10 protein-coding genes are annotated in these 14217 nt (G+C 71.3%); 8 read left to right on the top strand and 2 right to left on the bottom strand.

What is annotated here, in order from left to right; translation table 11 throughout:
• Positions 1–142 precede the first annotated feature (142 nt).
• Both ACFO6V_RS24685 and ACFO6V_RS24690 read left to right on the top strand, forming a co-directional pair.
• A complete protein-coding gene (locus tag ACFO6V_RS24685; RefSeq protein WP_377140760.1) occupies positions 143–1762 on the top strand; it encodes a hypothetical protein in 1620 nt (539 codons plus the stop codon).
• Between the two features lie 48 nt (positions 1763–1810).
• Positions 1811–3373: a family 20 glycosylhydrolase gene (locus ACFO6V_RS24690; protein ID WP_377140763.1), complete on the top strand. Its 1563-nt coding sequence runs from the start codon at positions 1811–1813 to the stop codon at positions 3371–3373.
• 89 nt (positions 3374–3462) lie between these two features.
• Here the strand turns inward: ACFO6V_RS24690 and rsmI are convergent, their stop codons facing one another.
• The gene (rsmI, locus tag ACFO6V_RS24695; RefSeq protein WP_377140765.1) at positions 3463–4347 is read right to left on the bottom strand and encodes a 16S rRNA (cytidine(1402)-2'-O)-methyltransferase; all 885 of its coding nucleotides are present in this window, start codon (positions 4345–4347) and stop codon (positions 3463–3465) included.
• A gap of 33 nt (positions 4348–4380) precedes the next feature.
• On the opposite strand from rsmI, the gene ACFO6V_RS24700 reads away from it, so the two are divergent.
• Entirely contained in the window at positions 4381–6165 is a 1785-nt protein-coding gene (locus tag ACFO6V_RS24700) for a dolichyl-phosphate-mannose--protein mannosyltransferase (protein WP_377140768.1), read from the top strand.
• A 13-nt stretch (positions 6166–6178) separates the two neighbouring features.
• Here ACFO6V_RS24700 and ACFO6V_RS24705 read toward each other — a convergent pair whose 3' ends face one another.
• Complete coding sequence (locus ACFO6V_RS24705; protein WP_377140771.1) at positions 6179–6775, bottom strand: isochorismatase family protein; 597 nt, start codon at positions 6773–6775, stop codon at positions 6179–6181.
• Between the two features lie 143 nt (positions 6776–6918).
• On the opposite strand from ACFO6V_RS24705, the gene ACFO6V_RS24710 reads away from it, so the two are divergent.
• From ACFO6V_RS24710 to ACFO6V_RS24730, 5 genes are all read left to right on the top strand, one after another.
• Positions 6919–8175: a PQQ-dependent sugar dehydrogenase gene (locus ACFO6V_RS24710; RefSeq protein ID WP_377140774.1), complete on the top strand. Its 1257-nt coding sequence runs from the start codon at positions 6919–6921 to the stop codon at positions 8173–8175.
• A gap of 94 nt (positions 8176–8269) precedes the next feature.
• Positions 8270–9991: a methionine--tRNA ligase gene (gene metG, locus ACFO6V_RS24715; RefSeq protein ID WP_377140776.1), complete on the top strand. Its 1722-nt coding sequence runs from the start codon at positions 8270–8272 to the stop codon at positions 9989–9991.
• A gap of 7 nt (positions 9992–9998) precedes the next feature.
• On the top strand, positions 9999–11000 hold the full coding sequence (locus ACFO6V_RS24720) for a TatD family hydrolase (RefSeq protein ID WP_377140779.1): 1002 nt from the start codon (positions 9999–10001) through the stop codon (positions 10998–11000).
• Positions 11001–11093: 93 nt separating this feature from the next.
• Positions 11094–12263 carry an aggregation-promoting factor C-terminal-like domain-containing protein gene (locus ACFO6V_RS24725; RefSeq protein ID WP_377140782.1) on the top strand — a complete coding sequence of 390 codons (1170 nt, stop codon included), beginning with the start codon at positions 11094–11096 and terminating at the stop codon, positions 12261–12263.
• Between the two features lie 559 nt (positions 12264–12822).
• Positions 12823–13812 (top strand): G5 domain-containing protein, encoded by a 990-nt coding sequence (locus tag ACFO6V_RS24730; protein ID WP_377140784.1) that lies wholly within the window; start codon positions 12823–12825, stop codon positions 13810–13812.
• Positions 13813–14217: the final 405 nt, after the last annotated feature.

A 14217-nucleotide genomic window follows, 5' to 3' on the forward strand; every position in this document is an offset into this window, starting at 1 on the left:
CAGTCTACGCGGAGGTGTACTGACGGGTTCGTCTACCTCGCCTCGTTCGGGTCCGACCTGTTCACCCGGGAGTCAGCCGGCGTTGGGTTCGCCGCCACCCCGGGGTTTCCACATCCCGGCGTCGTGGGGGAGAATGTGATCCGTGGTCATCCGGAACGCCCGATTCGTCCCGCACCACCGATCTGCGTCCGCTGCGGCTCTGCTCGCGGCAGCCGCCCTCGTCCTCGCCGGCTGCGCGGTGCCGACGGCCGAGGGCGTCGACGGCAGGACGGGGGAGAACTTTCAGGTCCGTGAACCATCCGGGCCGGCGCTCGTGCTCAACTCGACCGACCCCGCAGAGCTCGCGCTCACCGCGAGCCAGGCCTTCTTCCACGCGTCGCCCGTCGCCGTGCTCGCATCGGCCGACGACGACGACGCGCGCGCGACCGCCGCGGCCACGGGAGTCGCTGTCACCGCCCCCGTGCTCCTCAGCGACGGTGGTGTCTCCGACGACAACCTCGTCACGGAGCTCGAACGGCTCGGCGTGAGCACCGTCGTCGTCATCGGTGACGAGGCGGCGGTCGCCGCCGCCGGGGAGGCCACCGGCAAGGCGGACGTCGTCCGGTTCGACCCGGGTGCGCTCAGCGCGGCCGCCGAGGCCGCTGCCTCCGCGGGTCGTGGTGGCGGGGACGACAAGAAGCAGAACGTGACCAAGGTCGAGATACCCACTGCCGACCGCCTCGATGCGAACAAGGTGGACAGGCTCCGTTCGGAGATCCCCGACGTCGCGGACCCGGAGCTGCTGCAGGAGATCCTCGTGGCGGTCGACCCGAAGGTCGGCCAGGAGGCGGCGATCGGCACCGCGCTCGCCGCCGGAGCGGTCCCGGTAATGGTCCCGGGCGGCAGCGTCGTCGCCGGACCGGAGACCGTCGAGACCATCCGTACGCTCCAGCCGCTCGGTGTGGTCGGGATCGGCAGCGAGTTCGGCTCGGCCGACGACCTGGGCTGGCAGGTGACCATGGCGACGTCGGGCACGACGCTGCCCGACGGCGCGCTGCAGCTGTTCCCCGGCCGGTACGTATCGACGTCGTACACCGTGCCCGCCGGTTCCACCGACCCGGCCGCCGCAGCTACCGGTGCCGTGGCCGGAGCCGCTGCCAACGGCGAGCTGCTGGGCGGCACGCCCCTGGTCACCATCACCGCGAGCATGCGATCCGGCGCGGCGGGGGAGGACGGCGACTACGTCGACGAGCAGCCCCTGGACGTGCTCACCCAGGCGGTCGACGCGATCCGCGAGGCGGGCCAGCTCGTGCTGCTCGACGTCGCGCCCGGCAACAAGCCGCTGGCCGCGAAGCTCAAGGAGATCGAGCCGCTGCTGGCCAAGCCGGGCGTCGGCCTGTCGGTGCACCCGGAGTTCCGGGTGGCCGGCAACGGTGCGGAGGCGGGCGCGGTGCCCGTCGCGGAGCTGCAGGCGGTGGTCGACCGGCTCGCCGCGATGGCGACGGCGCGCGGCCTGCCGCAGATCATGCTGGAGGTGCACCAGTCGACGGCGGCGTCGGTGGTGGACCGGTCGGCTCTGCGGGTCCCGCCGCAGGTGGCGGTCGTCTTCACCGCCGCGGGTCCGGCCGAGGGGCAGGCCACGGCGGACGGCGTCTGGGCCGACGTCGCCGCCGACCTCCCCCGGGGCGCCGTCCTGGGCTGGTCCGCGCCCAGCGCGGTCCCGGCCGACCCCGCCAGCATCATGCCCACCGAACCGCTCCTGGGTCTGGTCTCCGCAAGCTGAACCTGCGAAACTGCGGGCAACCATCGGAGCGAAGGGGCCCTAACAATCGTGACCACCGTGAGCAGCGGCGCGGGCATCGTCGCCGACGCCGTCATCCCAGCACCTGTCGAGCTCGAGCCGGCCGAGGGGGTGCTGGACCTCACGACGGTCACCGTCCACGCGGCTGACGGCGCGGTCGCGGGTCTCGCGGGCGAGCTCCTCGCCGCCGCCGGCGCCCTGGTGGTGCCGGACGGCGGGGTTCCCGTGGCCCTGACGCCGGATCCCGCGGCGGGCCCCGCGGGCTCCAGCAACCCCGAGCGCTACACGCTGACCGTGACCGCCGACGGCGTGACCGTCGCGGCGCCCGAGCGGAGCGGCCTGCTGCACGGCGTGCGCACGCTGCGGCAGCTCGTCGCCGCCGCCCGCCGGGAGGCCGGCGTGCCGCTCGAGGTGGGCGCCGTCGTCGTGCGGGACGAGCCGCGGTACGCGTGGCGCGGGCTGTCGCTGGACGTGGTGCGGCACTGGTTCGGGCCGGCGGACCTGCGGGCCGTCGTTGACCTCGTCGGCTCGTACAAGATGAACCGCCTGCACCTGCATCTGACCGACGACCAGGGCTGGCGGCTGGAGATCCCGTCCCGGCCCGCGCTGACGGAGAAGTCGTCGCAGGGTGCGGTGTCGGGCGCGACGGGCGGTTTCCTCACCGCGCGGGAGTACCGCGAGCTGCAGGAGTACGCGGCCGAGCGGGAGATCGTCGTCGTGCCGGAGATCGACGTCCCCGGGCACGTCAACGCGGCGACCCACGCTTACGGCGAGCTCATGCCGTCTGGCGAGCCGACAGACACCTATGACGGGATCGAGGTCGGCTTCTCGAAGCTGCACCTCGACCTGCCGGCCACCGAGCCGTTCCTGCGGGACGTGTTCAGCGACGTCGCGCGCATGACGCTGGGGCCATGGGTGCACTTCGGCGGCGACGAGGTGCTGGTGATGCAGCCCGAGGAGTTCGGCCGGTTCGTGGTGCTGTGCCAGGAGATCATCGCGGGTGCGGGCAAGACGCCGGTCGCCTGGCAGGAGGCCGGGGGCTCCGCGCACGGCGACCAGGCGGCGGCTGCGGCGCTGGCGGGTGACGCCGCGGCGTCGGGCACTGATGCCGGGGCGGCCGACGGCGAGCAGCCCGCACTCGTCCGGCCCGGCACGATCCTGCAGTACTGGGACACCCGGCCGGACCACGCGCCGTTCGTGCGCGCCGCGCAGGCCGGCGCGAAGTTCGTGATGTCACCGGCGGACCGGGCGTACCTCGACATGAAGTACACGCCCGAGCATCCGCTGGGCCAGGCCTGGGCGGCGTTCGTCGAGCTGCACGACTCCTACGACTGGGACCCGGCGGCCCTGATCGACGGCCTGCCCGAGTCGGCGATCGAGGGCGTCTCGGCCGCCGTCTGGACCGAGACCCTGTTGAACCGTGACGACCTGTTCTCGATGCTGCTGCCCCGGCTCGCCGCGGTGGCCGAGATCGCGTGGTCGCAGCCGGAGGCGAAGGACTGGGAGTCGTTCCGTGCCCGCGTGGCGGTCGAGGCGGCCACCTGGCGCCGCGAGAACGCGGCCTACCACCCCACCCCCCAGATCGACTGGTGACGTCGCCGAAGTAGAGCGCCTGTCCGGACACACGCTCTACTTCGCCGACGGCCTGTTGGCGAAGTAGAGCGGGCGTCCGGACAGGCGCTCTACTTCGCGGGCTTCGCGGGGCGGGCGGCCAGCGCGGCCGCGTAGAGGTCCCGCTTCGGGACGCCTGCCGTCTCCGCCACCTCGGCCACCGCCGCCTTGAGGCGTTCACCGGCTGCGACCCGTTCCAGGACCTCGCCCACCACGTCGTCCACGCTCGCTTGCACCTCGGGTGCGCCGCTGACCACCACGCAGATCTCGCCGCGGAGCTGCTCCGCCGCTGCCCGCTCGGCGAGGTCCGCCAGCGGGCCGCGCAGCACCTCCTCGTAGGTCTTGGTGAGCTCACGCGCGACGGCGGCGGGCCGGGTCTCCCCGAACGCGACGGCCATGGCGGCCAGCGTCTCCGCTATCCGGTGCGGCGCCTCGAAGAACACCATCGTGCGCGGCTCGGTGGCCAGGGCGCCGAGCGTCCGGGCGCGGTCGCCTGCCTTGCGCGGCAGGAAGCCCTCGAAGGTGAAGCGGTCGGTCGGCATGCCGGAGAGCGCCAGCGCCGTCAGCACGGCACTCGGCCCGGGGGCAGCGGTGACCCGCAGGTCGCGCTCGATGGCGCGCTCCACGATCCGGTACCCCGGGTCCGAGACGGAAGGCATCCCGGCGTCGGTCACGACCACCACCGTGCCGCCCCCGGCGACCACGTCGAGCAGCTCGTCGGCCCGGGCCGTCTCGTTGTGCTCGTGGTAGCTGGTCACCCGGCCGCGCACCTCGACGCCGAGCCGGCCGACCAGCCCGTGCAGGCGGCGGGTGTCCTCCGCCGCCACGACGTCGGCCTGGGCCAGCAGGCGGATCAGTCGCGGTGAGGCGTCCTCCGTGTTGCCGATCGGCGTGGCGGCCAGGACGAGGGAGCCGGCCTCGGGCGCGGGCCCGGGAACCAGGGACGGTTCGGTCATGAAGCACAGGGTCCCACGCTCTATGCTGGCCCGGTGTCTCAGCAGCCTGACGCCACAGGAGCGCATTTCGCCGCAACGGAGCAGGCTCTGCCCGGAACGTACGGCGCGCACATGCGCCGTGAGGTCGTCGGCGGCCACATGACGCGCACCGGGTCGTTCCCCGCCGTCGGACAGCGGGCTGCGGAGCCCGAACCCCCGCTGCGCGACCAGCTCCTGCGGGATCTGCTGGGCGAGCGCCGCCTCGCGCTCGGGCGGAGCGTCTCCGACCGGTTCTGGGGCGTGCTCGGCGCGCTCGTGGTGACGGCGATCGCCGCCGGAGCGCGGCTGTGGGAGCTCGGGCGCCCGGGCAAGCTGGTCTTCGACGAGACCTACTACGTCAAGGAGGGCTGGTCGCTGGCCAGCCTCGGCTTCGAGGCGGCGTGGCCCGACAAGCCGAACCCGGCGTTCGAGGCGGGCGACGTCAGCTCGTACAAGACCGACGAGGCCGAGTACGTGGTCCATCCGCCGGTCGGCAAGTGGATGATCGCCATCGGGATGCGCCTCATGGGCGGGGCGCAGGACCCGATGCACTGGCGCATCGCCAGCGCCGTGATCGGCATCCTGGCCGTGCTGCTGATGGTGCGCATCGCCCGCCGCATGTTCTCGTCCACCATGCTGGGTCTGGTCGCGGGTCTGCTGCTCGCGGTCGACGGCGAGGCGATAGTGCACTCGCGCACCGGCCTGCTGGACCAGTTCCTCATGTTCTGGGTCCTGGTCGCGTTCGGTTGCCTGGTGCTGGACCGGGAGTGGGCCCGACGGCGGCTCGCCGACCGCGTGGCGCAGATCGTCGACGCCGGCGGTGCGATCGGCAAGTACGGTCCGCGGCTCGGGTTCCGCGGCTGGCGGTTCGCGGCCGCGGTGTCGCTGGGCCTCGCGTGCGGCGTCAAGTGGTCGGGCCTGTACTTCGTCGCGGCGTTCTGCGTGCTCACAGTCGTCTGGGACATGACGGCGCGGCGCACCGCGGGCGTCGAGCGCTGGTGGGAGGACGCGCTGGTGGTCGACGCCGTCCCGGCCGCCCTGATCATGCTGCCCACCGTGGTCGCCGTCTACATCGCGTCCTGGTCCGCCTGGTTCGCGCACCCGAAGTCCTACCTGCGCAACTGGGCCGAGGTGAACGGTGTCGCACCACCGACCTGGTGGCCCGACTGGGGATGGGCGCAGGGCGCCTGGGAGGCCGGGCGGTCGCTGTGGGAGTACCACCACATGATGTGGGACTTCCATACGGGCCTGGACTCGGACCACAACTACGCGTCGCACCCGCTGGGCTGGATAGTGCAATGGCGGCCGACGTCGTTCTACTGGGACAAGTACACGCCGGGCCAGGGCCCCTGCCCCGCCGACGCCGTGAGCGACTGCGCGACCGCCGTGACGTCGCTCGGCAACCCACTCCTGTGGTGGCTGGGCGCGGTGGCGATCCCCATCGTGCTGGTGCTCGCCGTCCGGTTCCGCGACTGGCGTGGCGCCGCCGCCCTGACGGGGATCGCCGCGGGCTGGCTGCCCTGGTTCCAGTACTCGTGGCCGCTGGCCGACCGGACCATCTTCACGTTCTACACGATCGTGTTCACGCCGTTCGTGATCCTGACCCTCGTGTACCTGCTGGCCGTAGGGATCGAACGGACCTCGCGCAGGAGCGGTGACCGGCGCATAGTGTGCTGGCTCGCGGCTGTGGTGGTGGTGCTCATCGTGGGCGTGAGCGTGCTCTACTACCCGATCTGGACGGCGATGCCGGTGCCGTACGACTACTGGCAGCGGCTCATGGTGCTACCGAGCTGGATCTGACCGCACACCGCGATCAGACGGCGGACGAGTCGCGCAGGTCCACCCCCGCGGCCGTCAGCTCCCTCTCCGCGACCTCGCCCTGCGCCTCCGACACGGGGATCGTCAGATCGGTCAGCACCCGCGCCGCCAGGCCCGCGCGGCGGGCGTCGAGCGCGGTGTGCTTGACGCAGTGCGACTCCACGAGACCCACGACGTCGACGGCGGTGATCCCGGCGTCCTCCAGAACCGTCGCGAGGGTGCGGCCGTGCTCGTCCGCGCCCTCGAAGCCCGAGTACCCGTGCGAGTACTGGCCCTTCTTGAGCCGGACGTCGGGGTCGAGGTCGGCCAGCGCGGGATGCAGCTCGGCGTTGGGCGTGCCGGCGATGCCGTGGGCCGGCCAGGAGTCGACGAAGTCGGGGGTCTCGCTGAAGTGCTCGCCCGGGTCGATGTGCCAGTCCTGTGTGGTCACGACCGTGGCGTACCGGTCGCGGTGGGCGGCGGCATAGGCCGCGACGCGGTGCGCTATCTCGTTCGCGCCCTCGGTGGCGAGCTCGCCACCCTCGCAGAACGTGGGCTGGACGTCGACGACAACGAGGGCCCGCCGTGCGGGCTCGGACTCGGTGAGGCTCATGCTTCTACTCTGCCACCGCGGCGGGGGGCCTGCCCTGACCGTCCAGCCCAGCACACTGCATGCGACACGCCGACGACGGGAGGCAGTGTGTAGGGGTCGCGAATTTCCGGCGGGGCCGCAGCCGCAGGGTGCTTGGATGGGGCATGGACTCCATCACCTCCAGGCCGCGGCGCTCCGGTTCTGCCATCGCTGGGTCGGCGGGTGTGGCCCTGCTGCTCCTCGGCTGCACCGGTTCGCCTGAACCGGGCGTCGTGTCGCCGAGCCCGACCGCCTCGGTGCCCTCCACGGCGTCAGACCCGGCGTCGGGCGGCGAACCCTGGGACGGGCAGGTGACCACCGACGTCGAGGTGGTCTCGCAGGAGCTCCCGGTCCCGTGGGCCTTGGCCCCGCTGCCGGACGACAGCTTCCTCGTCACGATGCGGGACGACGCCATGCTCGCGAGGGTCCACCCGAGCGATGGTGCCGAGAACGGTGGTGTCGAGTACCTCGCCTGGTCGAGCGGAGCGCAGGAGCTCGCCGAGCAGACCGTGGCCGAGGGCGAGGGCGGGCTCCTGGGCGTGACCGTGGACCCGGAGGACGCCGGCCCGGTGATCGCGGTCTTCCTGTACCGCACGGGGGAGACGGACAACGCCGTGCTACGGGCCGAGCTGGACCTCGACAGCGGAGTCCTGCGCGACCTCACGACCGTCCTCGACGGCATCCCCAAGGCCTCGAACCACAACGGCGGCCGGATAGCGTTCGGGCCGGACGGCTACCTGTACGTCGCCACGGGCGACGCCGGTGACCCCGCCAACGCGCAGGACCCGGAGTCGCTGGCCGGCAAGATCCTACGCGTCACGCCCGACGGCGAGCCGGCGCCCGGCAACCCGGATGCGGGCTCGCCGGTGTGGTCGATGGGCCACCGCAACGTGCAGGGCCTCGGCTGGGACCCCAGCGGGCGGATGTTCGCCGGTGAGTTCGGCCAGGACGAGCTCGACGAGCTGAACGTCATAGAGCCCGGCGGCAACTACGGCTGGCCCGAGGTCGAGGGCCCGGGCGACGAGGCCGGGTTCATCGACCCCGTGGCCTGGTGGCCGACGTCGGAGGCGTCGCCGTCGGGCATCGCCGTCACCGAGGAGGCCGTGTACCTGGCTTCCCTGCGGGGCGAGCGCCTGTGGCGCGTGCCGCTGCTCGGGGATGCCGCGGCAGTGGCGGACGGCGAGAGCCCCGGGTTCGGGGAGCCGCAAGCGCTGTTGGAGGGGGAGTTCGGCAGGCTCAGGGCGGTTCACGCGGGGCCTGACGGCGAGCTCTACGTGCTGACGAGCAACACAGACGGCAGGGGTGAGCCGATGAGGGAGACTCCGGATGGCCCATTGGTCGACGACAGGATGCTGCGGGTCACGCTGACGCCGGCGGAGTGATCCAGGGACCACAGCCACCGGCGTATTCCGCTGGGCGCGGGGCTCTAGGATTGGAGAGCAGTTTTCCCGTCCTTACGAATTGGAGCATCCAGCGATGGCTCGCCACCTTGTCACCAGTGCGCTTCCGTACATCAACGGCATCAAGCACCTGGGGAACATGGTCGGGTCGATGCTCCCGGCTGACGTCTACGCGCGTTATCTGCGGCAACGCGGCCACGACGTGCTGTACATCTGCGCCACCGACGAGCACGGCACGCCCGCGGAGCTCGCCGCCGCGAAGGCCGGCCAGCCCGTCGCCGAGTTCTGCGCCGGGGCGCACGAGACGCAGAAGGAGATCTACGACGGCTTCGGCCTGACGTTCGACTACTTCGGGCGCAGCTCGTCGCCGCAGAACGCCGAGATCACACAGCACTTCGCACGGCGCCTGCACGAGAACGGGTTCATCGAGGAGCGCGCCATCCGGCAGGTCTACTCGCCGGTCGACGGGCGCTTCCTGCCCGACCGTTACGTCGAGGGCACCTGCCCGCACTGCGGCTACGACAAGGCGCGCGGCGACCAGTGCGAGAACTGCACCCGCGTGCTGGACCCGACCGACCTGATCAACCCCCGCTCGGCGATCAGCGGCTCCACCGATCTCGAGGTGCGCGAGACGACGCACCTGTTCCTGCTGCAGTCGAAGCTGCAGGGCGAGGTCGAGGCGTGGATCGACGAGAACAGCAAGGAGTGGCCGCTGCTGTCGACGTCGATCGCGCGCAAGTGGCTCGCCGAGGGACTGCACGACCGCGCCATCACGCGTGACCTGGAGTGGGGCGTCCCGGTCCCGGCCGACACCTGGCCGGAGCTCGCCGCCGACGGCAAGGTCTTCTACGTCTGGTTCGACGCCCCGATCGAGTACATCGGCGCCACCAAGGAGTGGGCGGACGCCGCTCCCGACGGCGAGACGCGGGACTGGAAGTCCTGGTGGTACGAGGCCGCCGACGTCCGCTACACGCAGTTCATGGCCAAGGACAACGTCCCGTTCCACACGGTGATGTTCCCGGCAACGCAGCTCGGCGTCCGCGAGCCGTGGAAGATGGTCGACTACGTCAAGGGCTTCAGCTGGCTGACGTACTACGGCGGCAAGTTCTCGACGTCGCAGCAGCGCGGCGTCTTCACCGACGCCGCCCTCGAGATCCTGCCGGCCGACTACTGGCGGTACTTCCTGATCGCGAACGCGCCGGAGTCCGACGACTCCTCGTTCACGTGGGAGCACTTCGCCGGGACGGTGAACAAGGACCTGGCCGACACGCTCGGCAACTTCGTGAACCGGGTGCTGACGTTCTCCGCCAAGCGGTTCGGGAACACCGTCCCCGCCGGCGGCGAGCCGGGCGAGGCCGAGGCGAAGCTCGGGGCAGAGGTCACGCGCCTCCTGACCGAGCTCGAGGAGCACATGGAGGCCCTGCAGTACCGCAAGGCCGCCAACGCCCTGCGGGCGCTCTGGTCGGCGGGCAACGCGTACCTCGTCGAGAAGGAGCCGTGGAAGCAGGTCAAGACGGACGAGGCCGCGGCTGCCGTGACCCTGCGTACCGCGATGAACCTGATCCACCTGTACGCCGTGGTCTCCGAGCCGTTCATCCCGGCGAGCGCGGCGACGCTGCGCGGGGTGTTCGCGCTCGACGGCGACACCGCGACCTGGGTGACCCCGGAAGCGGCGGCCGCGCTCGACGCCGTGCCCGCCGGGGCCAGCTTCACCGTGCCCCCGGTGCTGTTCGCCAAGATCAGCGACGAGGACCTGGAGGGGTTCCGCGAGCGGTTCGGCGCGGGGTCGGTGGACTGACCCGGAGATGGCGAAGCGCACGCGGGAGCGCGGATTTCCGGCCGATCCGGAGCCGCTGCCCGTACCCGTCGTGGACAACCACACCCACCTCGACCACATCGGTGCCGTCCTCGCCGAGGCAGCGCCCGACGGCGAGCCGGCGGGCCAGGCCTGGCCGCCGACCGTGGCCGACCACCTGGCCCGCGCGGCGCGTGCGGGCGTGGACCGGGTGGTCCAGGTGGGCTGCGACCTGCCCTCGGCCCGCTGGACCGCCGACCTCCTGACCTCGTTGAGTGCTGGCTATCTGCGGCCTACGGCACCCGGAACGGCGCAGATAGCCAGCACTCAACAGGCCAGGGTGGTGGGGGCGGTGGCTATTCATCCGAACGAGGCGACCCTGCATGCCGGGGTGCTCGAGGTGGGACCGGACGGGCTGACTCCCGAGGCCGAGGAGCACCATGCGGTGAGCCTCGACGACGCGATCGCGGAGATCGCCGACCTGGCCAAGGGCAACCATCGCATCCGCGCGATCGGCGAGACAGGCATGGACCTGTTCCGCACGGGCCCGCGCGGCGAACAGGCTCAGCGGGCGAGCTTCCGCGCACACATCGCCCTGGCCAAGGAGCTGGGCCTCGCCCTGCAGATCCACGACCGGGACGCGCACGCCCAGGTCATCGAGGTCCTGCTGGCCGACGGCGCCCCCGAACGCACCGTCTTCCACTGCTTCAGCGGCGACGCCGAGATGGCCCGCGTCTGCGCCGAGAACGGCTGGTACCTCTCGTTCGCGGGACCGGTCACGTTCAAGGCGAACCACGATCTGCGGGACGCCCTGACGGCGGCGCCGCGGGAGCTGATCCTGCTGGAGACCGACGCCCCCTACCTCACGCCGCACCCGTTCCGGGGGCAGCCGAACGCCCCCTTCGCGGCGGCCCACACGGTCCGGGCGATGGCGGCTCATCTCGAAGAGGACCTCGGCACGTTGTGCACCGACATAACCGTGAACTCGGAGCGGGTCTACGGCAATTGGTGAGAATGGCGCGCTGAGACGAAGAATGCGGTATTTCATTTCATACCCGCACGGCTTTTCCCAGAGAGATTGTTCCGTTACGGTCTGGTGCTCGTGGTGAGGTACGCACGGCCGTGGCTCGCGAGCAGAGCGGCCCGCTGGGTGGTCCGTGGCGCCGTCGTCGGCACGCTCGTCGCTGTGACCGGCGTCTACGTCGCCAACGCGAACGTCCTGACCATCGACTACAACGGCGAGCTCCACACCGTGGGCGTCTACGGTGACACCGTCGGCGAGGCCCTCGCATCGCAGCACGTCGAGCTCGGGCGGGACGACGTCGTACAGCCCGCTGCTTCCTCCAGGATCGGGCAGGGCGGCACGGTGGTCGTCCGGACCAGCCGTGAGGTCACCGTCGAGCTCGACGGCCAGGTCATGACGCTGCGCACCACGGCGGGCACCGTCGGCGAGCTGCTGGCGGCGCTGGGGCCGCGTGGCGACGGTGCGCTCGCCACCGCCTCCCGTACCACGCGGCTGGACCGCGACCCGGTCCGGTTCTCCACGGTCAAGCAGGTCAACATCGCCGTGGACGGCTCGGTGCTCGAGTTCCACACCACCCAGTCGACGGTGCGCGGCGTGTTCCGCGAGGCGGGTATCACGCTGTCCGACGGCGACGTCACCTCCGTACCGCCCGACGCCGCGGCGGTGGACGGGATGGTCGTCATGGTCAGCCGCGACGCCTCGTCGTCGCGCACGGTGACCGAGGTGCTCCCGTTCGAGACCGAGACGATCGAGGACCCGAGCCTTCCGGAAGGCTACGAGTCGATCCGCACCGCGGGCGTGGCCGGCGAGGTCAGGGTGACGTATGCGGTGAAGACCGTGGGCGGGGCCGTCGTCGAACGCACCGAGATCGAGCGCAAGGTCACCCGGAAGCCGGTGAACGAGGAGGTGGTGGTGGGGACCATGGACGTAGCCACCGCCCCCGTGGATCCCGGCTCCGCCCGGGCGCTGGGTCAGGCGATGGCGGCCGAGCGCGGCTGGGGCGCCGACGAGTTCTCGTGCCTGGACCAGCTCTGGCAGAAGGAGAGCGGCTGGCGCTGGAATGCCGACAACCCGAGCAGCAGCGCGTACGGCATCGCGCAGGCGAACCCAGGCTCGAAGATGGCAACGGTCGGCAGCGACTGGCTGACGAACCCGGCCACCCAGATCGAGTGGGGCCTCGGTTACATATCCGGGCGTTACGGAACGCCGTGCGGCGCGTGGGCGCACTCGGTCGAGATCGGTTGGTACTGATCCACGTTCTTTCCAAACGACATTTGGGATATTGCTTGGCGTTTCGGACCCTTTGCTGAACGTATTGCCGCTTTCGGCTTGCATTCGGTAACGGCGGAGTTACCGTCTCAGGGACCGCCGGATCGGTCGGCCGGGCTCGTGCCTCGCGCGGGAGCTGCGTGGGAGGCGCGCCGTCTTGTCTTCCGTGCCCGGACCGCTCGAGGACTGGACTCGCGTGACATCTCCGCATCCGGCTCAGGGCAGCCCCGGACAACAATTCACCGACTCTGAGGCCGACGGCGACGCCGGCGTCACAGAACTGTTCGACGCGCCTTTCTCCGACTCGCCTTTCTTCGGTTCGGCGCAATTCGGCCCGGCGCCGCCGGCGGACGAGGTATTTCCCGCGGGAATGACCGTCGCGGACATTGCCAACACCCGCTCCGAGGTGATGGACACTCTTCCGCCCGGACACCCTTCCGGCCCGATGCCGGTCGTGGCGAAGGACGGGGCAACGCTCGCGACGCCCCCTCCGCCTCCGCCACCGCCTGCGCCGGGGCCTCCCCGGCGTCGCCGCGGGGTAGTGGTCCTCGGGAGCCTCGTCACCGTCGCCCTGGTCGGTGCCGGTGGCGTCGCGGTCTACGGGGCGGCCCACAAGACCGTCACGCTCGACGTCGGCGGCGAGGTCACCTCCGTCGAGACCTTCGAGGGTGACGTCGCCGACCTGCTGACCGACCAGGGTGTCGAGGTCACCGGGCGGGACGCCGTGACACCGGGCCTCGACGGTGCGCTGCGTGACGGCGGCACGGTGGTGGTGCGCTACGGCCACAAGGTCGCCGTGTGGGCCGACGGCGGGGAGCGGACCGCATGGGTGACGGCACTCGACGCCGACGAGGCGCTGACCCAGCTCTCGCGAGGGGACGGCACGGTGGTCCTGGTCCCGACGCGGGCCGAAGGTCGGGTGACGCTCCCGATGCAGCTCGACGTCGACGGTCCCGTGCACCTGGCGATCGGCGGGGAGGTACGGCGGGTGGCCGACGGCTCCGTGCGGCTCGACGAGCTGCTCGCAGCCCAGGACGCTGCCGTCGACAGCGACGACCGGGTATCCGTCCTGCACCGGGACGTGCGCGGGCAGAGCGAGCCGGTGGTGACCGTCCTCGTCAAGGAGGTCAAGGCCACGATCGAGGAGGTCGCCAGCAGGATCCCGTACGAGACGGTGACCACGACGGATCCGGGCCACTACGCGGACCTGGGCCCGTACCTGGCGTCCGAGGGCGCCGACGGCAAGCGGGTGACGGCCTGGGACGTCACCCGGATCGACGGCAAGGTGGTGAGCAAGGAGAAGGTGAACAGCTGGGTCGCGCGGACACCTGTGGACAAGGTGATCGTGTACGGCACCAAGGAGCGCCCCAAGCCCAAGCCGGAACCGAAGCCCAAGTCGAAGTCCGACTCGAAGTCCGACTCGAGGTCCGACTCGAAGCCCGATTCGAAGTCAGGCTCGGAGCCCGAGCCGAAGCCGGAACCAGAACCGGATTCTGAGCCGAAACCGGATTCGACGCCGGATTCCGACTAACGGTCGGAGGGGCCGCGAGGGCGCGGGGCGGCGGCCGTGTCGGCGTCGCCCCGCGGCCTCCGCGCCCATCCTGGCCTGCGGAGATCCACTGTCCGCCCGGTCGCGGCCCCTCCCGCGGGCCCCGTTCGGGGCCTCCCACGAGTTGGACGCTTGTCCTGAACGAGTGACCGACAACACAGTTGCAACCCACAAAGATGGTTGGCCGAGCGGTAACAAATCAGTTACTTTCGGTTGTCCTCGCTGGCGCGGGGGTGTCACGTGGTGTAGGCCACGGCACTCCAGCGGCGGCAGGACGGCACTGGACGCGGAACCTCGCGGGCAGTGTGAGACCGCCGGATCGGCCGGTCGAGACCGCGACGGCTCGCAAGAGCTGCAGGGCCTGTTCGGCCGCTTCGTGGTAGGGAA

The sequence above is a fragment of the Promicromonospora alba genome (genome assembly GCF_042654905.1).
In the GTDB taxonomy this organism is placed as follows: domain Bacteria; phylum Actinomycetota; class Actinomycetes; order Actinomycetales; family Cellulomonadaceae; genus Promicromonospora; species Promicromonospora alba.